The sequence below is a fragment of the Sphingomonas sp. genome, assembly GCF_036269755.1.
Classification (GTDB): Bacteria; Pseudomonadota; Alphaproteobacteria; order Sphingomonadales; family Sphingomonadaceae; genus Sphingomonas.
The window spans coordinates 1-20,682 of the sequence record NZ_DATBDV010000012.1 but is presented as its reverse complement, the minus strand read 5'-3'; the positions used below and the strand labels follow the sequence as shown (position 1 = coordinate 20,682).

18 protein-coding genes and 1 pseudogene are annotated in these 20,682 nt (G+C 66.9%); 11 read left to right on the top strand and 8 right to left on the bottom strand.

All coding sequences use genetic code 11. From position 1 onward, the window contains the following. Window positions 1–126: 126 nt before the first annotated feature. The 5 genes from VH326_RS09070 to VH326_RS09050 all read left to right on the top strand — a co-directional run bounded on the left by VH326_RS09070 (window position 127) and on the right by VH326_RS09050 (window position 5,746). The gene (locus tag VH326_RS09070; RefSeq protein ID WP_329631495.1) at window positions 127–2,310 is read left to right on the top strand and encodes a sugar nucleotide-binding protein; all 2,184 of its coding nucleotides are present in this window, start codon (window positions 127–129) and stop codon (window positions 2,308–2,310) included. A 3-nt stretch (window positions 2,311–2,313) separates the two neighbouring features. Then, window positions 2,314–2,727: a hypothetical protein gene (locus VH326_RS09065; protein WP_329631494.1), complete on the top strand. Its 414-nt coding sequence runs from the start codon at window positions 2,314–2,316 to the stop codon at window positions 2,725–2,727. A 99-nt stretch (window positions 2,728–2,826) separates the two neighbouring features. Next, the gene (locus VH326_RS09060; protein ID WP_329631493.1) at window positions 2,827–4,122 is read left to right on the top strand and encodes a family 1 glycosylhydrolase; all 1,296 of its coding nucleotides are present in this window, start codon (window positions 2,827–2,829) and stop codon (window positions 4,120–4,122) included. Beyond that, window positions 4,122–4,868 carry a glucose 1-dehydrogenase gene (locus VH326_RS09055; RefSeq protein ID WP_329631492.1) on the top strand — a complete coding sequence of 249 codons (747 nt, stop codon included), beginning with the start codon at window positions 4,122–4,124 and terminating at the stop codon, window positions 4,866–4,868. Before VH326_RS09060 ends, VH326_RS09055 begins: the two co-directional genes overlap by 1 nt. Beyond that, window positions 4,865–5,746 carry an aldose 1-epimerase gene (locus tag VH326_RS09050; RefSeq protein ID WP_329631491.1) on the top strand — a complete coding sequence of 294 codons (882 nt, stop codon included), beginning with the start codon at window positions 4,865–4,867 and terminating at the stop codon, window positions 5,744–5,746. The genes VH326_RS09055 and VH326_RS09050 overlap by 4 nt, the downstream gene beginning before the upstream one ends. Here the strand turns inward: VH326_RS09050 and VH326_RS09045 are convergent. Then, window positions 5,743–6,828 carry a glycoside hydrolase family 43 protein gene (locus VH326_RS09045; RefSeq protein ID WP_329631490.1) on the bottom strand — a complete coding sequence of 362 codons (1,086 nt, stop codon included), beginning with the start codon at window positions 6,826–6,828 and terminating at the stop codon, window positions 5,743–5,745. The two genes, VH326_RS09050 and VH326_RS09045, sit on opposite strands and share 4 nt — an antisense overlap. A gap of 94 nt (window positions 6,829–6,922) precedes the next feature. Between VH326_RS09045 and VH326_RS09040 the strand changes: the two genes are divergently transcribed. Continuing rightward, a complete protein-coding gene (locus VH326_RS09040) occupies window positions 6,923–7,957 on the top strand; it encodes a glycoside hydrolase family 43 protein (protein WP_329631489.1) in 1,035 nt (344 codons plus the stop codon). Window positions 7,958–7,993: 36 nt separating this feature from the next. Here the strand turns inward: VH326_RS09040 and VH326_RS09035 are convergent, their stop codons facing one another. Both VH326_RS09035 and dgoD read right to left on the bottom strand, forming a co-directional pair. After that, window positions 7,994–10,741 (bottom strand): TonB-dependent receptor, encoded by a 2,748-nt coding sequence (locus tag VH326_RS09035; protein WP_329631488.1) that lies wholly within the window; start codon window positions 10,739–10,741, stop codon window positions 7,994–7,996. 152 nt (window positions 10,742–10,893) lie between these two features. After that, window positions 10,894–12,036, bottom strand: coding sequence for a galactonate dehydratase (gene dgoD / locus VH326_RS09030; RefSeq protein WP_329631487.1), 1,143 nt, complete (start codon window positions 12,034–12,036; stop codon window positions 10,894–10,896). Window positions 12,037–12,166: 130 nt separating this feature from the next. On the opposite strand from dgoD, the gene VH326_RS09025 reads away from it, so the two are divergent. The 5 genes from VH326_RS09025 to VH326_RS09005 all read left to right on the top strand — a co-directional run bounded on the left by VH326_RS09025 (window position 12,167) and on the right by VH326_RS09005 (window position 16,241). Next, the gene (locus tag VH326_RS09025) at window positions 12,167–13,057 is read left to right on the top strand and encodes a 2-dehydro-3-deoxygalactonokinase (protein WP_329631486.1); all 891 of its coding nucleotides are present in this window, start codon (window positions 12,167–12,169) and stop codon (window positions 13,055–13,057) included. Then, window positions 13,057–13,692, top strand: a complete 636-nt coding sequence (locus tag VH326_RS09020; protein ID WP_329631485.1) for a 2-dehydro-3-deoxy-6-phosphogalactonate aldolase — start codon at window positions 13,057–13,059, stop codon at window positions 13,690–13,692. The genes VH326_RS09025 and VH326_RS09020 overlap by 1 nt, the downstream gene beginning before the upstream one ends. After that, window positions 13,689–14,609, top strand: coding sequence for a Gfo/Idh/MocA family oxidoreductase (locus tag VH326_RS09015; protein ID WP_329631484.1), 921 nt, complete (start codon window positions 13,689–13,691; stop codon window positions 14,607–14,609). Before VH326_RS09020 ends, VH326_RS09015 begins: the two co-directional genes overlap by 4 nt. 80 nt (window positions 14,610–14,689) lie before the next feature. Further along, the gene (locus VH326_RS09010; protein ID WP_329631483.1) at window positions 14,690–15,385 is read left to right on the top strand and encodes a FadR/GntR family transcriptional regulator; all 696 of its coding nucleotides are present in this window, start codon (window positions 14,690–14,692) and stop codon (window positions 15,383–15,385) included. 1 nt (window position 15,386) lies between these two features. Continuing rightward, complete coding sequence (locus tag VH326_RS09005) at window positions 15,387–16,241, top strand: SMP-30/gluconolactonase/LRE family protein (protein WP_329631482.1); 855 nt, start codon at window positions 15,387–15,389, stop codon at window positions 16,239–16,241. A 5-nt stretch (window positions 16,242–16,246) separates the two neighbouring features. Here the strand turns inward: VH326_RS09005 and VH326_RS09000 are convergent, their stop codons facing one another. The 5 genes and pseudogenes from VH326_RS09000 to VH326_RS08980 all read right to left on the bottom strand — a co-directional run. Then, a complete protein-coding gene (locus VH326_RS09000; protein WP_329631481.1) occupies window positions 16,247–17,554 on the bottom strand; it encodes an ABC transporter substrate-binding protein in 1,308 nt (435 codons plus the stop codon). After that, complete coding sequence (locus VH326_RS08995; protein WP_329631480.1) at window positions 17,551–18,387, bottom strand: carbohydrate ABC transporter permease; 837 nt, start codon at window positions 18,385–18,387, stop codon at window positions 17,551–17,553. The genes VH326_RS09000 and VH326_RS08995 overlap by 4 nt, the downstream gene beginning before the upstream one ends. Then, window positions 18,384–19,256 (bottom strand): sugar ABC transporter permease, encoded by an 873-nt coding sequence (locus tag VH326_RS08990; protein ID WP_329631479.1) that lies wholly within the window; start codon window positions 19,254–19,256, stop codon window positions 18,384–18,386. The genes VH326_RS08995 and VH326_RS08990 overlap by 4 nt, the downstream gene beginning before the upstream one ends. Then, window positions 19,253–20,350: an ABC transporter ATP-binding protein gene (locus tag VH326_RS08985; protein ID WP_414714266.1), complete on the bottom strand. Its 1,098-nt coding sequence runs from the start codon at window positions 20,348–20,350 to the stop codon at window positions 19,253–19,255. The genes VH326_RS08990 and VH326_RS08985 overlap by 4 nt, the downstream gene beginning before the upstream one ends. A 65-nt stretch (window positions 20,351–20,415) precedes the next feature. Next, window positions 20,416–20,682: pseudogene (locus tag VH326_RS08980) on the bottom strand (phytanoyl-CoA dioxygenase); the annotation flags it as partial.

Sequence of the window (20,682 nt, the reverse complement as noted above, 5' to 3'; positions counted from 1 at the left end):
CAGGTTCCTGCTAACGCGTTGATACTAAACTCGATCAATGTGAATCATTGAAACGAACTCATTTCGGCTTCGTTGGGAGCGGTCTGCAGCTTGAGTTTTTCGTCCACGATACGGGAGAGCGGCACGATGGAGCTCTGGGGCGGCGTCGAATGTACCGTGAACCGGGTCGGGGACGGCTGGCAGGACCAATCGAAGCTCACGGGTCACGAGCAGCGGCTCTCGGATATCGACCTGATCGCCGAACTGGGCCTCTCCGCGACCCGCTATCCGATTTTGTGGGAGCGGGTCGCGCCGGACTCCCCCGACGTCGAGGACTGGCCGTGGACCGACGCTCGCCTCGCACGGCTCGCCGAGCACAAGCTGCGCGTCATTGCGGGGCTGATCCATCACGGCAGCGGGCCGCGTTACACCAATCTGCTCGATCCGGGCTTTGCCCCGGGGCTGGCGCGCCACGCGCGCTCGGCCGCCGAGCGCTACCCCTGGATCGAGGACTGGACCCCAGTCAACGAGCCGGTCACCACCGCGCGCTTTTCGGCACTCTACGGCGTCTGGTATCCCCACGCCCGTGACGAGCGCTCGTTCTGGCTGGCGCTGCTCAATCAAATCGACGCGACGCGATTGGCGATGCGCGAAGTCCGGGCGGTCAATCCCGCCGCACGGCTGATCCAGACCGACGATCTTGGCCGCACCTACTCGACCGCTCCGCTCCACTATCAGGCAAGGTTCGACAATCTGCGCCGATGGGCCGGATGGGACTTGCTGTGCGGTCACGTGACGCCCGGCCATCCGCTGTTCGGCTGGATCGCATCGTTCGGCTTCGGCGACCGCTTGCGCGCGATCGCGGACGACCCCTGCCCGCCCGACGTCATCGGCGTGAACCACTATCTGACCAGCGACCGCTTCCTCGATCATCGCGTGCAGCTTTACCCGGCGCTCCAGCCCGGGGGGAACCGCCGTCAGCGCTATGTCGATGTCGAGGCGATCCGCGTGCTCGATCCCGCACCGCAAGGGCTGGAGGGTGCGCTGCGCGAGGCGTGGGAGCGATACCGCATTCCGATCGCCGTTACCGAGGCGCACAATGGGTGCACGCGCGACGAGCAGATGCGGTGGATGGCACGCGCTTGGGAGGTCGCTCAAGCGGCGAGCCGCGACGGCATCGACCTTCGCGCCGTCACCAGCTGGGCATTGTTCGGCAGCAGCGGCTGGAACACGCTGTTGACGGGCCCCGGCGTCTACGAACCGGGCGCGTTCGACGTCAGCGGCGGAAAGCCCCGCCCGACGGCGCTGACGCGACTCTTGCGGAACCTGGCGTCAGACGGCGATCCCGGCCCGATCGCCACAGCGCTCGGCTGGTGGGAGCGGCCCTGTCGCTTGCTCTATCCCGCCGTCCAGCACGGCGAGCCCGTTGCCCGGCGATTTTCGGCGGGACGCGGCGGTGGCAAGGCCCCTCCGATCCTGGTTTGCGGCGCAACGGGCACCCTTGGCCGTGCGATCGCGCAGGCGTGCCGGCACCGCAATCTGGCCTATGCGCTGACGTCGCGTGCCGATCTCTCGCTCGACTGCGACGCCAGCATCGACCATGCGCTCGATCGGCATCGACCATGGGCGGTGATCAACGCCGCCGGCTGGGTGCGAGTCGACGATGCGGAGGCGGAAGAGGCGGCATGTTTCGCCGCCAACGCCGACGGCGCGGTCGCGCTAGCGCGTGCGTGCGCGGCCCGCGACATTCCTACCGTCAGCTTTTCCAGCGACCTGGTGTTCGACGGCGCCGCCGGGCAGCCCTATGACGAGCAGGACATGACGGCACCGCTCAACGTCTATGGCCGCAGCAAGGTGGCGGCCGAGCAACGCATCGCCGAGCTTGCCGGCAAGCATCTGCTCGTTCGAACGGCAGCATTCTTCTCGCCTTTCGACCCGCACAATTTCGCATGGGCCGTCCTCCAGGCGCTTCGCCGCGGCGAGCGATTCCGGGCAGCATCCGATTACGTCGTGTCGCCGACCTACGTCCCGCATCTTGCGAACGCGGTCCTCGACTTGGCAATCGATGGCGAGGCGGGAGTTTGGCATCTCAGCAACGGCACGGCTGTGAGCTGGACAGAGTTCGCGCGCGCGGTCGCGGCGGCTTGCGAGTTGGACGTGACCTTGATCGAGCCCGTGCCTGGTGAGGATCTCGGCTGGCGCGCGAAACGGCCGACCAACTCGGCTTTGACGAGTCGCCGCGGAAAGTTGCTCCCGCCGCTCAACGAAGCCCTGATCGCCTTCGCGCGTGACGCGGGCGTCGCCACCGCCAACCTGTCACTGGCCGCTTAGCCTATGCCGATCGATGGAACCCTGTCGGACGTTTCGATCCTGGTGATAGACGAACGGCCTTTTCGGGGCGGGTATGTCGCGGAGGTGCTCAAGGCAGCGGGTGCTCTGATTGCCGGGCCGTTCGACAATCCCGCCGCGGCCGTGGCCTGGTCTTCGGACACCGACACGCTCCCGATGCTTGCCTATATCGGCTTCACGGCGGCGCCCGACCAAAGCCTCATCGATAGACTGGATTCGCTCGGGCTGTCGTGTCTGGCGGTCTGCTCGGAATCGCTTGGCGAACGCGAAGGCATAGCGCCGCGAATGTCGCTTCGACCGCCGCTCGCCGCGTTCCAGATCGTCGATGCGCTCAGCCATTTGCATGACGCCTGCCGTGACCGTGGACGCGCCTGGATGGACATGGCTGCGAACGGCTGACACGTCCCGCTTCGCGACCATCCCCGCCGTCGATGGCTCCCGACGCATTCGGCTGCGTTATACCCCTGGGCACCCGGGAGACCTGTCATCGCTACCTTCATGTTCGCCACCGGAATCGAGAACAGCTCGCCGACGATCGACAATGGCCGCACGCGCGTCGACGAAATGGAAAGCTGCGGTCATTACCAATGCTGGCGCGAGGATTTCGAGATCGTTCAGCGGATGGGGATTGGCTACCTCCGCTTCGGGCCGCCGATCCACAAGACGTGGCTGGGCCCCGACAAGTACGATTGGGAATTCGCCGACCAGGCGTTTGCCGACCTGCAACGCCGCAACATCGTCCCGATCGTCGACTTGTGCCACTTCGGCGTGCCGGACTGGGTCGGGAATTTCCAGAATCCTGACTTCCCAAAACTGTTCTGCACGTATGCGCTGGCCTTCGCGCAGCGCTATCCCTGGGTACAGCTCTTCACCCCCGTCAATGAGATGTACATCTGCGCCACCTTCTCCGCGCGTTACGGCTGGTGGAACGAGCAATTGAGCAGCGACCGCGCGTTCGTCACCGCGCTCAAGCATCTGGTCAAGGCGAACGTGCTGGCGATGCAAGTGATCCTCGACGTCCGTCCCGACGCGATCTTCATCCAAAGCGAGTCGTCAGAATATTTCCACGCCGAAAGCCCAGCCGCGATCCGGCCGGCGGAGCTGATGAATTCGCAACGCTTCCTGTCGCTCGACCTCAATTACGGGCGGCGCGTCGATTCGGAGATGTACGAATATCTGCTGGAACACGGCATGACGCGCGAGGAATACCACTTCTTCCTCGAGCGCCGGATGAAACAGCACTGCATCATGGGCAACGACTATTACATCACCAACGAGCACCGCGTGTCGGCGGACGGGGAGACAAGGGCCTCGGGCGAGATTTTCGGGTATAGCGAGATCACCCGCCAGTATCACGACCGTTACCGGCTGCCGGTGATGCATACCGAGACCAACCTCAGCCAGGGGCCGCTCGGCACCGAGGCGGTGGACTGGCTGTGGAAAGAATGGGCCAACGTTCTGCGCGTGCGCAACGATGGCGTGCCGGTGGTCGGCTTCACCTGGTACTCGCTGACCGACCAAGTCGATTGGGACACCGCGCTTCGCGAGAAGAACGGCAACGTCAATCCGCTCGGTCTGTTCGACCTCGACCGCAACATCCGCCCGGTCGGCAAGGCGTACATGCGGTTGATCGAGCAATGGCGCGACGTCTTGCCGACCCAGAGCATGTGCCTGACGGTGCCGATCGTGCTGCCCGACGAGGCGAGCGACCAACATACCCAGCGCCAGTTGCGGCGCGCCAAGCGGATGATCAGGGCGGATGCGACCTCACCCGCCGTGCAGGAGAGCCAATGATGGAACGCCGCTTCGACGACAAAGTTGCGATCGTCACGGGCGCCGCCGGTGGGATCGGTGCCGCGATCGCCGCCCGGCTGCACGCCGAGGGCGCGGCCGCGGTGATCGCCGACCTGAAGGGCGACGCCGCACAAGCGGCCGCCGACAAGCTGGTCGCGGACGCCGGGGGCACCGCGATCGGCGTCGCCTGCGATGTCGGATCGGAGGAGCAAGTCGCCGCCGCGGTGCAGACCGCGCTCGACCGGTTCGGGCGCGTCGACGTGATCGTCAACAATGCCGGGCTGATGACGTTCAAGACGCTGGCCGAATTCACCGGGGACGATTGGCTCAAGGTGCTGCGCGTCGACTTGCTCGGCGCTGCGTTCTTCACGCGGCAAGGCTTCCTGCATTTCGGCGACAAAGGCGGGACTATCGTCAACATCGCCAGCGTTCATGCCATCGAAACGAGCGCCAACGCCGCGCCCTATTCGGCAGCGAAGGCGGCTTTGCTGTCGCTCACCCGGACGACATCGATCGAAGGACGGGACTTGAAGATCAGGGCGAACGCGGTGTTGCCGGGCGCGATCGACACGCCGATGCTATGGGACAATCCCAACGTCAAATCGGGGGCGGAGACGATCGACAAGCGCGATGTCGGGACGCCCGAGGATGTCGCGGCGGCCGTGGCGTTCCTCGCGAGCGACGACGCCAAGTTCATCACCGGCACGACCCTGGCGGTCGATGGCGGCAGGCTGGCCAAGCTGTGAGCGCGCCGCTGACGCTCCGCGCCGGGGCGCTCGAGGTGCAGCTCCTGCCCCAACTGGGCGGGAGCATCGCTCGCTTCGATCGTGTCGCGGCGGGCCGCCGGCAGCCGCTGCTGCGCGCCGCTCCGGCCGATGCGAACAGCGTGCTCGACACCGGCTGCTTTCCGATGGTGCCCTACGTCAACCGGATTCGCGGCGGGACCTTCGACTGCGACGGCCGGACGGTCACGCTCACCCCGAACATGGCGGGAGACGCCAGCCCGCTCCACGGGCAGGGCTGGCTCGGAGCCTGGCGAACAGAGCAAGCGGGCGACGATCACGCCACCCTCTCCTTCCACCACGCGGCCGGCGAGTGGCCGTGGGACTATGAGGCGACGCAGCACTTCCGGCTCGACAAGGACGGCCTGTCGCTGGCGCTATCGTGCCGTAACCTGTCCGCCGATCGAATGCCGTGCGGGCTCGGCTTCCATCCTTATTATCCGTGCGATGCCGACACGATGCTCGACACCGAGGTGGAGAGCGCCTGGACGATCGACGCCGCGGTGCTGCCGGTCGACAACGTTCCGGCGACGGGTCATTACGACCTGCGCCAGCGCTGCATTTGCGGTCAGGGCCTCGACAACGGCTTCGATGGCTGGAGCGGCACCGCGTCGATCACTTGGCCGGGGGAAGCAGCGGGGTTGCGGCTGTCGTCCCCCGATGCCCGACGTTTCCAGGTCTATTCGCCGGCGAGCGGCGGGCTGTTCGTCGCGGAGCCCGTCCAGCAAGCCAACGCCGCGCTCAACGCGCCGCAAGCGGACTGGCCGTCGCTCGGCATGAGGCTGCTGGAACAGGGCCAGTCGGTTGCCGTCCACGCGCGGTTCGACGTGATCGTTTCCTAGCGTGGGGAGGTCTGGGGCGCCGATTGCGACCGGCTCGACGGCGTGCCCCCCGCAACCGTTGGCCATCCATCGACAAAGGTCAGCGGGTCCAGAAGCATGACTCGGCGCGTGTTGACCTGATCGCTCGGGCGGCTGCGCGGCCGGGCCGCGTCGACGCCGTGATAAAGCATCCACAGCCGGCCCGCGGCGTCGGCGATCACTGCATTGTGGCCGGGCGCGATCCACGCGGCGCTCCGCGCCACCACCGGCAGCGCCAAGCCGCTAACGGGATCGCGTCGCACCGTGAAGGGGCCAGTCGCCAACCGCGAGCGAGCCACCAGCACCGCGTAATGCGCGTCGGGTCCGCAGCAATTGTCGCCCGAGAAGAACAGGTAATACCAGCCGGCACGCCGGATCACCCAGGCGCCCTCGACCAGGCGGCGGTAATTGCCCGGATCGTCGGTCGGATCGGGCGCGACGAGGTCGACCGCTCGACTGTCGGCTGCGAACGACACGCGATCCGGGGCGAGTTCGCGGACGTGGATCGGCCCGAACCCCGAGCCCCAGTAGAGCAGTCGCCGCCCGGTCGCCGGATCGTCGAACGCCATCGGATCGATGTTGACGAAGCCTTGGCCGCACTGAAGCGGCTGCCCGCTGTCGGTGAACGGCCCCTCGGGCCGACGCGCGGTCGCCACCGCGAGACAAAGCCCGCGGCTGGTGTCGGTCAGCGCCGCGTCGGGCTTGGCGGAATAATAGAGGTAATAGGTGCCGCCGTGGCGCACGACATGCGGCGCCCAGAAATCCTGCGTCCGGCTCGCCCAGCCCGGCTTGACCGGCAGCGCGTCGCCGATCCGGGTCCAGCGCACGAGGTCGCGCGATCGGGCGAGCTGGATGTTGAGCATATGCCCACCCGCTCCGCCTTGCGTCGCATAGAGGTAATAGAAGCCGTCGGGCGCGCGCAGCACGCTGGGGTCGGGAAAGTCGCTGTCGATCACTGGATTGCGATAGCTGCGCGCGCGCTGCGCCGGCGCCGACATGCCGACCGACAGCGCCAGGCAAGCGAGCAGGACGATCGAGGGTAGCAGCCGGGTCGGTCTCGTCATTGGGACGCCACTTTCCTACCCGAATAAATATGATAATTGATTGGCTATCCCGATCGCCGATGCTTCGTCAATCGGCCGCGGTTCCGAGGAGACGATGTTGCGCCCGCTGATCCTGCTTGCCCTCGCGTTCGGCCTCGCCGCTCCCTCTGCGGCGCGCGACGAACAGCCGCTGTTCGTCCCCGTGCTCGATGAAAACTTCCCCGATCCCTTCATCCTGCCGGTCGGCGATGAATTTCTCGGCTATGCGACCAACGCCGAGGGCGGGCGCGCGAACGTCCAGATGGCGCGGTCGACCGATCTCACGCACTGGCAGATGATCCGCGACGGCGTGCACCTCCACGACGCGATGCCGGTGCTGCCGCCCTGGGCGCGCGAAGGCTCGACCTGGGCGCCCGAAGTGATCGCGGTCGACGGCGGCTATGTGCTCCATTTCACCGCCAAGGAGCGCAAAAGCGGGCTGCAATGCCTCGGCGCCGCGTTCAGCGCCGATCCGCGCGGGCCGTTCAAGTCCGATGCCGCCGAGCCCCTGCTTTGCCAGCGCGACCTCGGCGGGACGATCGATTCCGACGTGTTTCGCGACGCCGACGGCCAGCTCTACCTCTACTACAAGAACGACGGCAACAATCCGCGCTTCCACACCTCCACACAAATCTACGTCCAGCGGCTGACGGCCGACGGTTTGCATGTCACCGGCGATCCGGTCGCGCTGGCGAAGAACGATCAGCCTTGGGAAGCGCACGTCATCGAGGCGCCGACGATGGTGCGGCATCAGGGCCGCTACACCTTGTTTTTTTCGGCGAACCATTTCGGCTGGGAGCCGGACCAGAACATCTCGGTCTATTCGATCGGCTATGCGGCCTGCAAAGGCCCGATGGGCCCATGCACCGACGCGGCGGACAACCCGATCCTGCACAGCTTCAACGACCGGTCGGCGGGCTGCCTCAGCGGCCCGGGGCACCAGGCGGTGTTCAATGTCGGCGACCGTCAGGTGTTCGCATTCCATGCGTGGGCGGCCACGCGCGACTGCCACCTCGCGATACCGCCGCACCGCCAACTCTATCTGGCGCCGCTGGGTTGGGACGGCGATCGCCCGATCATCGGCCGGAGCCTGCGCCCCGCGTCGCGGTGAAGCGCGGCCCTCCCGCCGGGCGGGAGGGCCGTGAGCTTACTTCCCGAAGCGGAAGCGGATGCCGAGCGAGACGGTTTCTTCGTCGAAGCGCACATAGCGCGGATATTCGGCGCGAGTCGCGCCCGCACGCGCCGAGCTGAAGTCCTGCCTGAACTTCGAGTGCGTGATGTTGGTCCAATCGGCGAAGATCGTGAAGCGCTTCAACAACTCGTAGTTGAGCGACAGATCCAGCCGGTCGGCGGGATGCGACGTCTCGATATAGACATCGTCGCCGCGATATTGGCGCGTGCCAAGGAAGCTCGACCGCCCGCTATAGGTCAGGCGCGCCGACAGCCCACCGGACTCGTACATCCCGACCACCGCCCAGTTCCACTTCGACGTGCCGTTGAGTTCGTCGGTGATGGGGAGGTAGGCCAAGCCGCCTGCCCCGTTATCCTGTTGGAGCTTGGCATCGAGATAAGTGACGTTCCCTTGAACGCCGAAACCATGCAGCCAGCGGGGCAGCCCGCCGAAGTCGAGGAACGTCTGCGCCTGGAACTCGACGCCGTTGATGTAACCCTTACCGGTATTGATCGGCCCCGAAATCTGGACGACGCCCAGCGTCGGGTCGGTGAACCGATACGTCCTGTTCAGGATGAAGCCGTTGAGATCGCGGCGAAACCCGGTAACCGAAGCAAAGCCGGCGCGCGAGAAATAGAATTCCAGCGCAGCGTCGTAATTCCACGACGTGTAGGGCTGGAGGAAGGGATTGCCGCCCTGTCCGGTGCGGGGCTGCTGATCGGTACCCACCGCGGGGCCGTTGCCCTGCGAATTGATGGTGACGAAAGGCTCCAATTGGGCAAAGTCCGGCCGAGTCTCGGTCTTGGATACCGCCAGGCGGACCTGCACCTTGGGGTCGACCCGCCACCGCAAGCTGGCATTGGGCAAGAACTCGGTATGTTCATTGCCATTGTCGACCGCAGGGATTCCCGTGGGAGGTCCCGGGAAAGTCGTGCGAATGCGGTTCACGCGAAGCCCGATCACGCCGCCCAGCGCATCCCCACCGAGATTCAGCTGCCCGTAACCGGCAAGCGTCGTTTCGTTCGCGCGGAACTGCGTGCCGGCGACGAGCGGCGTGGTGGTATAGCTGGCACAACCGTTGCCAGGATCGGTCGGCAAGATCGCCGCGCAATGGGAGATAACATACTGCCGCAGCTGGACTAAATTATCGCGAATGCTGTCGTAGGTCGGGGCGGTCCAGTTATACGTTCCGTTCGATCCCTCGACCCCCCGGAAGACGTCGAAGGTGACCGGCAGCGTGCTGGCATTCAGCCCGAGCGGGAGCAGATAGGCATAGCGGCTGCCAAAGTCGCGCTCAGCCTTTCGATCCGTATAGCGCACGCCGATCTGGATGTTGCGCAGGAACGATGTGTCGAAATCGTACTGCAAATCGGCGCGGAGCTGCCAATCCCGCCCGATCGCACGCTGATCCTCCTCGTACAGGCCTTGGAAGGTCTGCGCAGTCGGATCGGTGAAGTTGATCCCCGTAACCGTGAACGACGGATCCTCGAGGTTGAAGTTGATCGTGCGCGCGCCCGGGAAGATGCGGTCGATCGATTCCGTCGATCCGCGGAATGTCGACCGAGTACGCGCAACGTCCGCACTGATGTGCCAACGATCCTGGTTGAACTTCAGGCCGCCGGCATACTGGAAGGTGTCGGTCCGGTTGTACGTCCCGCCCTGGTAGGAGAACAGGTTCCCCCCCGGGTTGGTCACCGTACCGCTGCTGACCTGATTGGTGCCGTCGCGCAGCACGAGGTTGCTGTACGCCGCACCACCATAGAGCGGCGATTCGAGGAAGTGGTCGTCGATCTGGTTGCGGAAGCCCTGCCACAGGAACTCGCCATAGACCTCGAGCGAGCTGCTCGGCCGCCACTGCAGCGCGGCGTTGACGGATGGGCGTTCGCGGCGGCCCGAGCGGTAGTAAAGCCGCTGGATGTCCGGCAGGCGGACGTGCTGGCCGCTCGGCGGGACGGTCGGGTCGGCGATGAAGTCGGTGTTGGAAATCTCTGAGTCGAGATACTTCATTTGATCGTAGGAGGCGTTGATCAGGAATCCGATCTCGCCGATCCCGGTCTGCCAGCGATCGGTCGCCAGCAGGTTGAAGTTCGGGCGCACCGAATTGCCCTGGCGCGTGTAGAGTTCCCAAACCGAGCCCGCGAACTGCGCGCCGGTGAAGTCGAACGGGCGGCGTGACCGGACATTGACCAGCCCCGCGAGCCCCGGCTCGACGAGGTCAGCGGTCGACGTCTTGTACACTTCCAGCGCGGCGATGTTCGCGGAGGGGAAGTCCTGAAGCGCGACGACGCGCGTTTCCGCGGTGAAGATCTCGCGACCGTTATAGGTCGTGGTGAAGAACGGCAGGCCGCGCACCAGCACGTTCGACGCTTCGCCGCCCTGACGATAGACCTGCACGCCCGGAATGCGCGCCGCGGTTTCGGCGGTGTTGAGGTCGGGCAGCTTGCCGATATCCTCGGCAACCACGGAATCGATGATCTGGGTCGAATTGCGGCGAATGTTCTGCGCCGATTGCAGCGACGCCCGAATACCGGTGACGATGATGTCCTGCCCATTGTCCGCTGCGTCGGTGTTATCGACGCCGGGTGCGGGGGTGGTCTGGGGAGGAGTAGCGGCGGGCGTGCCGGGATCGCCATCCTGCGGCTGCGTCTGCGCGAACGTCGGCGTCGCCGAAAATGCGAGGACCCCCAACGAGGTCGTGCAAAGAACCAGGGTCTTCAGGCGCATCGGTCGGTCTCCCCCAATAGCGGTTATGGCCGCTGGCGCGGCTCTCGCGCCGACCGCTACACCCGCGTATGAGCGGGTGACAAGCCAATTATAAGATTAATCAGATGGTGTGGCGAAGCGACAACAGCATGGGTTAGTGGCGCCCGCGCGCTTCACCACTCGGCGAAGCTGCCGTCCACCTGCCGCCAGATCGGATTGCGCCAGCGATGCGGCTCCGCCTGCGCGGCGCGCACCTTGTCCTCGTCGATCTCGATACCGAGGCCCGGACCGGTCGGGATCGGCAGGAATCCGTCGACCGGGGTGAGCACGTCCGGGTTCGCGCAAAAGCTCAACAGATCATGGCCGCCCTGATTGTAGTGGATGCCGATCGACATCTCCTGCAGCACGACGTTGGGCGTGCAGCCCGCGAGCTGCAGGCAAGCCCCGAGCGCAAGCGGCCCCAGCGGGCAATGCGGCGCCACCGCGACGTCGAACGCCTCCGCCATCGCTGCGATCCGCCGGCATTCGGAGAGCCCGCCGGCATGGCTGAGATCGGGTTGCAGGATGTCGACCGCGCCCGACGCGAGGAACGGCTTGAAGTCCCAGCGCGAGTAGAGCCGCTCGCCGAGCGCGATCGGCGTCGCGACGAGGTGCGAGATTTCGGACAGCACTTCGGGGTTCTCCGACAGCACCGGCTCCTCGATGAACAGCAGCCCGAGCGGCTCGAGCGCCTTGGCGAGCTGCTTCGCCATCGCGCGGTGGACTCGGCCGTGGAAGTCGAGGCCGACATCCATTCCCGCCGCCTGCGCTGCGCGCACGCGCTCGCTCACCTCTTCCAACGCGCGCGGCGAGGCGAGATAGTCGAGCTCCGCCGTGGCGTTCATCTTGACCGCGGAAAATCCCTGCTCGCGCCGCGCCTTGGCGGCGTCGGCGATGTGCTCGGGCCGGTCGCCGCCGATCCAGGCATAAGCGCGCACCTTGTCGCGCACGCGCCCGCCCAGCATTTCCCAGGCGGACAAGCCGTAGTGACGTCCCTTCAAGTCCCACAGCGCCTGATCGAGCCCCGACAACGCCGACATCATCACCGGGCCGCCGCGGTAGAACCCGCCGCGATAGGCGATCTGCCAGATATCCTCGATCCGGCGGGGATCGCTGCCGATGAAGCGGTCGCGGACCGGCTCGAACGCGCCGAGCACCGCCTCGGCATGCCCCTCCAGGCTCGCTTCGCCCCAGCCGAACGTCCCGTCATCGGCCTCGACGCGCACGAACAGCCATCTCGGGGGAACCAAGAAGGTCTCAATACGCGTTATTTTCATGAGAATTTTTCTACCCTCGGCCGTCGCCCGAACATTTATATTATAAATTTGGAGCCGCAAGGATAATGCTGGCGCACGACCAACGAAGCGGCGAGCGATCGGCTCCCCACAACGATTACACGGAGCGAGCATGACTTGGCGTGACGGCTATATCGCGGTGGATTGGGGGACCACCAATCGGCGCGCCTGGCGGGTCGCGGCGGACGGCAGCATCACGCAATCGTTCGAGGACGATCTCGGTTTGCTCGCGGTGCCTGCGGGAGGTTTCCCGGCGGCGGCGGCGGCGATCCGGCAGCGGCTCGGCGACCATCCGATGATGCTCGCCGGAATGGTCGGCTCCAATCGCGGCTGGCGCGAGGCGCCCTACGTCCCCTGTCCCGCCGGGGCGGATGCGCTGGCGGCGGCGGTCGCATGGATCGAGCCCGAGCGCACGGGCATCGTGCCGGGCGTCTGCCAGCGCGGCGAGGCGGGCGCCGACGTGATGCGGGGCGAGGAAGTCCAGGTGCTCGGCGCCGTGACGCTCGGCCAGGCTCCGCAGGACAGCTTGGTCTGCCATCCCGGTACGCACGCCAAGTGGATCCAGCTTCAGGCAGGCCGCATCGCGCATTTTCGCACGACAATGACTGGCGAAATGTTCAACCTGCTCAAGACGCACAGCATCCTCGCGCCGCAGCTACAGGGCGACGTGTCGCCCGACGATGCCGGATTCTCCGCCGGAGTCGCAGCGGCGTTCGCCGGCGAGAACATGTTGTCGGATCTGTTCCGCATCCGTGCGCGGCACCTTCTTGGCGGAAGCGTCGGCGAACCGGCGTCGTACGCCAGTGGATTGTTGATCGGGAGCGAGGTTTGCGCGGCCGTCGCAAAGGCTGGCGGTTCGGCGCGCGAGGTCGTGCTGATCGGCCGGCCCGATCTGTGCGCGCTGTACGAAGCTGCGCTGACGACTCGCGGCGTATCGACGCGCCGCATCGACGGCGCCCAAGCGTTCCTCGCCGGTATCCGGCTTATAACGGAGATGCTGTGATGGACGCGCTCGCCACCTTTCAGCGCCACTTCGCGGCCTGCCCGCTCATCGCGATCATTCGCGGTGTAGCACCCGATGAGGTCGAGGCCGTCGGCGCGGCTTTAGTCGAAGCGGGCATCCGGATCATCGAGGTGCCGCTCAATTCCCCCGAGCCGTTCGACAGTATCGCGCGGCTAGCGCGGGCGTTCGGCGACCAGGCACTGGTCGGCGCCGGGACCGTCCTGCGCGTCGAGGACGTCGCGCGCGTGGGCGACGCGGGGGGCGGCATCGTCGTCTCGCCGGGCGCCAATCGCGACGTGATCGCTGCGACCGCGCGCGCCGGTCTGGTTTCCGCGCCCGGCTATTTCACCCCGACCGAAGCCTTCGCCGCGTTCGATGCCGGCGCGGACGTGCTCAAGCTTTTCCCCGCCGAGGCGGCACCGCCGGCGGTGGTCAAGGCGCAGCGCGCGGTGCTTCCGAAGGACGTGCCGCTGGTGATGGTGGGCAGTGTCACGCCCGACAAGATGGCCGCGTATTTCGATGCCGGCGCGAACGGGTTCGGCCTGGGTGGCGCGCTCTACAGGCCTGGCCGGAGCGCCAGCGAGGTCGGGGCGCAGGCCCGCGCCTTCGTCGCAGCATTGGGCGCGCGCGCGTGACGATCCGGATCGCCATCGTCGGCTATGGCAAGATCGCGCGCGACGAGCACGTTCCCGCCATCGCCGCCAATCCGCGGTTCGAGCTTGCCGGCGTCTCGACACGCAGCGGCGACCCTGGCCTGGGCGTGCCGTTCGACACGGAGCCCGCCGCGCTGTTCGAGGCGCTGCGCGGGCGGCTCGAAGCGGTGGCGATCTGCACGCCGCCTTCGGTACGCCACGACATCGCGCGCCATGCGCTCGAAGCGGGACTGGCCGTGTTGCTCGAAAAGCCCCCCGCCGCGACCTTGGGCGAAATCGAGGACTTGCAGCATATCGCGGAGCGGGCGAATCGTCCCCTCTTCACCGCCTGGCACTCGCAGTTCGCGCCCGGCGTGGCGCCGGCCGCCGGAGCGCTGCGGAACGAGACGGCCAGTCGGCTACGGATTTCGTGGTTCGAGGACGTCCGCAAATGGCATCCCGGTCAGGAATGGATCTGGGCCCCGGGCGGCTTCGGCGTGTTCGATCCCGGCATCAACGCGCTCTCGATCGCCAGTCGAATCCTGCCGGTGCCGTTGTTCGTGCGCGGGGCCGCGCTGACCTATCCCGAAAACCGGCAGGCGCCGATCGCCGCGCACATCGATTTCGTCGGCGGGAGCTTCGCGGCCGATTTCGACTGGCGCCATGCCGAAGGCGAAAGCTGGACGATCGAGGTCGACACCGCCTCGGGCCGCAAGCTGGTACTCGAAAATGGCGGACACCGGCTCAGCATCGACGGCGCCGAGCAGAGCCTCCCGGACCAGCGCGAATATCCCGCACTCTATGAACATTTCGCCGACCTCGTCGCCGCCGGCCGCAGCGAGGTCGACCGTGAGCCGCTGCGCATCGCCGCCGACGCTTTCCTTGTCGGCCGTCGCGACGTCACCGCGCCGTTCGTCTGACTTGATCGATGATGCCGCACGATGACATAGGGAGCGGGGGAGATTTTTCGTTGGCGAGCGGCGCTCGAATGCAATCGGCCATGGGTTCCGGCAGCAACCTGACCTACGGCATGGTCGATGCCCTCGGGCGATCGATCGTCACTGGCCAATTCGATGACGGCGGTTTCCCGACCGAAGCCGAACTGGCGCGCCAGCATGCGGTCAGCCGATCGGTGACTCGCGAGGCGGTGAAAATGCTGACCGCCAAGGGGCTGCTCACCGCCCGCCCGCGCAAGGGCACCAGCGTGCAACCGGCTGCGCAGTGGAACCTGTTCGATCCCGACGTGCTGCGCTGGCTGCTCGAGCGCAAGTTCGCGCTCAGCCTGCTTCGCCAGTTCACCGAACTGCGCATCGCGATCGAGCCCGCCGCCGCAGCGCTCGCTGCCCGCGCGCATGACGAAGACGGGATCGGCGCGATCCATGCCGGCTTCACGCGCATGGTCGCGGCGGAAAGCGGCGACGACGATCCGCTCGAAGCCGACATCGCCTTCCACATCGCGATCCTCCACGCCTCGGGCAATCCGTTCTACCGCCAGTTTCGCGATGTCGTGGAGACCGCGTTGCGCACGTCGATCCGCTTCACCAACCGCTTCAAGGGGCGCACCGCCAGCCTGCCGCAGCACGAAGCGGTGCTGACCGCGATCGAACAGCGCGACGGCGACAGCGCGAGCGCCGCGATGACCGCGCTGATCGCAGACGTGATGGTACTGATCGCCGACGCCGAACGGAAAGACTGAGATGGAATGCATTGCCGACGTTCAAGCCATTCTGGGCGAGGGGCCGACCTGGGTCGCGCGCGAGGCAGCGCTCTATTGGGTCGATATCGTCGGCAAGAAGATGTTCCGCTGGTCCGAAGCGGAAGGCACGCGGATCTGGGACGTGCCGGTCCATGTATCGACGCTGGCACCGCGGGCCGGCGGCGGGTTCATCGGGGCGGGGCATGACGGTTTCCTCGCGTTTGAGTTTGGCGCCGGGGTCACGCTGCTCGGAAATCCCGAATCCGGGCGGGAGAGCAACCGCTTCAACGACGGCAAGGTGGATCGCGCGGGCCGGTTCTGGGCCGGGACGATGGACCGCCACGAGCAGCAGACGAGCGGCGCGTTGTACCGGCTCGGCTCAACGCTCGAATCGGCACTCGTCGACGACGGCTACCACGTCACCAATGGCCCGGCGTTCAGCCTCGACGGGCGGAAGATGTACCACACCGATTCGGCGCTGCAGCGGATCTACGCCTTCGATCTGGCTGATGACGGCGGCGTCACCAACCGCCGCGTCTTCGCGCAGTTCGGGGAAGGCCAAGGCTATCCCGACGGCATGACCGTCGACGCCGAGGATTGCCTGTGGATCGCGTTCTGGGATGGCTGGTGCGTGCGGCGGCTTTCGCCCGCGGGCGAACCGATCGCCGAGCTCGAGGTACCGGCACAGCGCCCGACCAGCGTCGCGTTCGGCGGGCCCGATCTCGACCGGCTGTTCGTCACCAGCGCGCGGCGCGACCTGACGGCGAAGGAACTGGAGTCGCAACCTTGCGCGGGCGGGCTGTTCATGACGGTGCCCGGCGTGCGCGGAGTCGCCGAACCGCACTTCGCCGGCTGAGCCCGCTAGGGGATTTCGGCCAGCAATTCGTCGACTCGCCGCTGCGCATCGGCCAGCGCCTTGTCGACCGGCTTGATGCCGTTGACCGCCGCCTCCAGTTCCTCGCCGATCACCCCCTGGATCGCCGACTGCCGCCGCACGTAATCGGGCAACTGGGCGCCGGTCGCGGCCATCGCCGCGATGTCGGCGCGATGCGGCAGGGCGCGGAATTTGGGCATCGCGAGCACCGCGCGGAACGCCGGCAATTGCCCCGTGCGAGTCCATTCGAAATTGTTCGCGGCCATGAACCGGAGGAAGCGCGCGATGACCTGTAGTTCCGCGGGGCTGCGCGATCGTTTGGGCATGATCCAGCTATGCCCGTCGACGAACGCCGCGTCGTGCCCCCACAGCCGCGGGAACGGCAGCGCCGCATAATGCCCGTTGAGCGGCCGGCCCGGGATCGCCGCTTCCGCATCGTACGGCCCGATCATCCAGGTGCCGGTCGGAAAGATGCCGCCCTCGCCGTTCATGAACGCCGCGGTCGCCGCCGGGAAATCCTGGTTGCGCGCGGTCAACCCCTCCTGATTGAGCGTGCGATAAAGCTGCACGATCGCGCGCGCCTGCGGCGTGTCGAGCCGGACGTGCCGCGCGTCCGGAAAGATCACCGCATCCTGCGCGAGCAGATAGGTGTAGAGATTGGCGACGTAATAATCCGGCGCACCGACTTGCGCCTGGAGCAGATACGGCTTGCCCGTCCTCGCGCGGAACTGCCGTGCTTGCGCGAGCAATTCCTGCGGGCTGGTGGGGAGTACCGGGCGCCCATTCCGCATCAGCCCGGCCTGCGCCATCAATTGCGTATTGATGTGCCACAGCCGGCCGATCGTGTCCCACGGCATGGCGTAGATTCGCCCGTTCTTGATCACCCCCCGTTTGCCGGCGTCGCTGAAGTCATCGGCACTGATCCCCGCGTCTTTCAGCACGCCTTCCATCGGCTCGAGCAGCCCGCGCGCCGAATAGTCGGAAATGACCGACTGATGCATCACGACGAGGTCGGGCGGATCGCCAGCCGCGATCTGCGCGGAGAGTTGCGCGTAGCCCGGCCAGGCGACGACGTTGACGCTGACCCGCACGTCGGGATTCTCCGCCTGGAACTTGTTGATCAGCGTGGTGAGAATGCCGCATTCGGTATCGGCGGCGGCGACGTCGGTGCTCTGGTCATAGACCGCGCCGCATTCGCCGAAGAAGCGCTGGAGCACGATCTCGGTGCGGTGGTCGGACCGCGTGCAACCGGTCAGGCCGATCAGCGCGAACAGGAGGAGCGCGAGTCCCCTCATCGCACCGCTGCCCCGGCCATCGCGCGCACGATCTGCTTCTGGAAGATGATGTAGACGATCAGGATCGGGATTGACGCGAACACCGCCTGCGCCATCAGGAAGCCGAGCCCGCTGGTCTGCGCGTAATTCATCTGCGAGGAGGCGAGGCCGACGGTGAGCGTGAAGCGCTCGCTGCGCGTCGCCGAGATGAGCGGCCACCAATAATCGTTCCACGCGCCGAGGAAGGTGAACACGCCGAGCGTCGCCTGGGCGGGCCTGGTCAGAGGCAGCAGCACCTTCCAGAACAGAGTGAAGCGCGAGGCCCCGTCGAGCAGCGCCGCTTCGTCAAGCTCGCGCGGGATGGCGCGGAAATATTGGGTCATGAAGAAGACCCCGAACGGTGCGACGAGGCCGGGCAGGATGAGGCCCGGATAGCTATTGTGGAGGTGGAGCTGGGCGAAGAGCTGGTGGCGCGGGAGGATCACCGCCTGCTCCGGAATGGCGAGGCCGAGCAGGACGAAGACGAACAAGGTGCGGCGGAACGGGAATTCGAGCCGGGCGAAGCCGTAGCCGGCGAGCGAGCAGAGGATGAGCACGCCCGCCGTCGTCCCGAGCGCGACGATCAGGCTGTTGAGCAGCCAGTGCGGGACCGAGGAGGCAAGCACGATCGCCCGGTAATTTTCGAGCGTGTAGGGTCCCGAAAAGGCGGTCGCGCTGTCGCGCATCAGCTCGGCATTGGACTTGAGCGAGAGCAAAAGGGTCCAGACCAGGGGCGCGACCATGATCGCCGCGCCGATCAAGACCCCGGCCCAGGCGGGCGCGGAGAGCCGCGCGCGCGGCGTGCCGGCGCTCATCGCTCGGGCTCCTGCCGGGTCACCGTCCAATATTGGATGAGGGTGACCGAGAGGACGAGGAGGAACAGGATCTCCGCCGCCGCCGCCGCATAGCCGAGCTCCCAGCGCCCGAACGCGACCTCGTAGATGAACAGGACGACCGGCCGCGAGGCGCCGCTCGGCCCGCCCGCGGTGAGCAATTGCGCCTGGCCGAACAATTGCAGCTGCGCCGCGGTCTGCAGCATGACGACGAGGAGCAGGGTGCGGCGCAGGCTCGGCAGGGTGATCCGGCGGAAGGTCGTCCAGCGGCTTGCGCCGTCGAGCGCGGCCGCCTCGTATATGTCCGCGGGAATCTGCTGCAGCCCGGCCAGGAACAGCATCATCGGCAGGCCGATGCACCACCAGATGGTGGTGATCGCAAGCGCCGGGATGGTGAGGTTCGGATCGCTGAGGAAGGGAGGCGGATCTCCGCCGAACGCCCGGACGAGCTTCGCGACGAGGCCCGCATCCGGGGTGAGGATGAAGCGCCAGATCAGGGTGACGATGGTCACCGAGAGCACCGAGGAGGAGAAGAAGATGCCGCGGAACACGGAGGCGATCCGGCTCGGCCGGTTGAGCGCGAGCGCCAGCGCCAGCGCGATCAGGGTAAGCGCCGGGACGATCAGCAGGGTGAGCTTGAAGGTGTTGACGAGCGCCTGGTGGAAGATCGGATCGGCGGCGAGCCGCGCATAATTGTCGAGGCCGACCCACTGGCGCGCGCCGAACGGATCGGCCCGGTTGAGGCTGATCCCGATCCCCATCAGCAAGGGATAGATGAGCAGGAAGAGGTAGAGGAGGAGGAACGGCCCGACGAAGAGGAAGCCTTCGAAGCGGCGCGCCGATCTCCTCACGCGCCCGGCTCCGCATGGCGGCCGCTGCCGTCCGCCGTGAACAGATGGGCGGCGGCGCCGTCGATCGCGAGGCCGATCTCGTCGCCCAGCCGGACCCGGCTATTGCCTTCGTCCTGCGCGGTCACCGCGGCGCCGTCGGCGAGCCGCGCATAGACGAGGGTGCGGTCGCCGAGCCGCTCGACCAATTCGACGCGGGCATTGGTCGTGCCGGCGCCGGGGCCGGTCACGGTCACGCCTTCGGGGCGCAGGCCGAGCTGGACCGCGCCGTCGCCGGACAGGCTCGCGCGCGCCACGCGGGTGTCGAGCTCGGCGCCGTCGCCGAGGCGGACGCGCGCGAAGCCGCCCTCGCCGGGGAGCAGGCTTGCCGGCGCGAGCGTCATCGCCGGCGAGCCGACGAAGCGGGCGACGAAGCTGTTGGCGGGGCGGCTGTAGACCTGCATCGGCGCGCCGATCTGCTGGATCCTGCGGTCGCTCATCACCACGATCCGGTCGGCCAGGGTCATCGCCTCGGCCTGGTCGTGGGTGACCATGATCACCGCCGCCTCGACCCGCTGGCGCAGCTGGGCGAGCTCGACCCGGGTGCGGGTGCGCAGGGCCGCGTCGAGGTTCGAGAGCGGCTCGTCGAGCAGGAACAATCTGGGCTGCTTGACGATCGCGCGGCCGATCGCGACCCGCTGCCGCTGCCCGCCCGAAAGCTGGCCGGGCTTGCGGTCGAGCAGGGCCTCGATCTCGAGCACGCCGGCCGCCTGCGCCACCCGCACGGCGATCTCGTCCCGCGCCACGCCCGCATTCCTGAGGCCGAAGGCCATGTTCTCGCGCACGCTCATATGCGGGTAGAGCGCATAATGCTGGAAGACCATGGCGACGCCGCGCGCCCCGGGCGGGAGCAGGTCGATCCGGCTTCCGTCCAGCCAGACCTCGCCGCGGTCCGGCGTCTCGAGGCCCGCGACGATGCGCAGCAGGGTCGATTTGCCGCTGCCCGAGGGCCCGAGGAAGGCGACGAACTCGCATGCCTCCATCGTCAGCGACACGTCGTCGAGGACAGGCGTGTCGCCATAGGCCTTGCTGACGTTGCGGAGCTCCAGGCTGGCCAAGGGCATCACTCTTTTATCATATTTATTCGCTTGTGGGCGATCCGGGGCGGCGGCGTCAATGGCGGTCAATAGGCCGGCTCGAGCAGGCCCTGGATGACATGGTGCTGGACCACGGGCTCGAGCGTGTCGACCAGCCGGCAGGTCAGATGGTCGCGGACGCGCGGGGGCAGGGTCCGCGCATAAGCATGGGTGGCCTGGAGATCGTGATGCGCGGCATTGGTCGCATCGGGCGCGTCGACGCCGACGACGAGCGCCGGCCGCGCTTCGCTCGAGCGATTGGCGGTGCCGCGGTGGACGGTGAGCGCGGAGCGCGCCGAGATGTCGCCGCGCTG

What these genes read in the sequence shown, in the direction of transcription:
- VH326_RS09005 (WP_329631482.1), top strand. Translation starts at nt 15,387, where the DNA reads ATGGAATGCATTGCCGACGTTCAAGCCATTCTGGGCGAGGGGCCGACC.
- dgoD (WP_329631487.1), bottom strand. Translation starts at nt 12,036, where the DNA reads ATGAAAATAACGCGTATTGAGACCTTCTTGGTTCCCCCGAGATGGCTG.
- VH326_RS09000 (WP_329631481.1), bottom strand. Translation starts at nt 17,554, where the DNA reads ATGAGGGGACTCGCGCTCCTCCTGTTCGCGCTGATCGGCCTGACCGGT.
- VH326_RS09035 (WP_329631488.1), bottom strand. Translation starts at nt 10,741, where the DNA reads ATGCGCCTGAAGACCCTGGTTCTTTGCACGACCTCGTTGGGGGTCCTC.
- VH326_RS09040 (WP_329631489.1), top strand. Translation starts at nt 6,923, where the DNA reads ATGTTGCGCCCGCTGATCCTGCTTGCCCTCGCGTTCGGCCTCGCCGCT.
- VH326_RS09045 (WP_329631490.1), bottom strand. Translation starts at nt 6,828, where the DNA reads ATGACGAGACCGACCCGGCTGCTACCCTCGATCGTCCTGCTCGCTTGC.
- VH326_RS09060 (WP_329631493.1), top strand. Translation starts at nt 2,827, where the DNA reads ATGTTCGCCACCGGAATCGAGAACAGCTCGCCGACGATCGACAATGGC.
- VH326_RS09025 (WP_329631486.1), top strand. Translation starts at nt 12,167, where the DNA reads ATGACTTGGCGTGACGGCTATATCGCGGTGGATTGGGGGACCACCAAT.
- VH326_RS08995 (WP_329631480.1), bottom strand. Translation starts at nt 18,387, where the DNA reads ATGAGCGCCGGCACGCCGCGCGCGCGGCTCTCCGCGCCCGCCTGGGCC.
- VH326_RS09070 (WP_329631495.1), top strand. Translation starts at nt 127, where the DNA reads ATGGAGCTCTGGGGCGGCGTCGAATGTACCGTGAACCGGGTCGGGGAC.
- VH326_RS09020 (WP_329631485.1), top strand. Translation starts at nt 13,057, where the DNA reads ATGGACGCGCTCGCCACCTTTCAGCGCCACTTCGCGGCCTGCCCGCTC.
- VH326_RS09055 (WP_329631492.1), top strand. Translation starts at nt 4,122, where the DNA reads ATGGAACGCCGCTTCGACGACAAAGTTGCGATCGTCACGGGCGCCGCC.
- VH326_RS09010 (WP_329631483.1), top strand. Translation starts at nt 14,690, where the DNA reads ATGGGTTCCGGCAGCAACCTGACCTACGGCATGGTCGATGCCCTCGGG.
- VH326_RS09065 (WP_329631494.1), top strand. Translation starts at nt 2,314, where the DNA reads ATGCCGATCGATGGAACCCTGTCGGACGTTTCGATCCTGGTGATAGAC.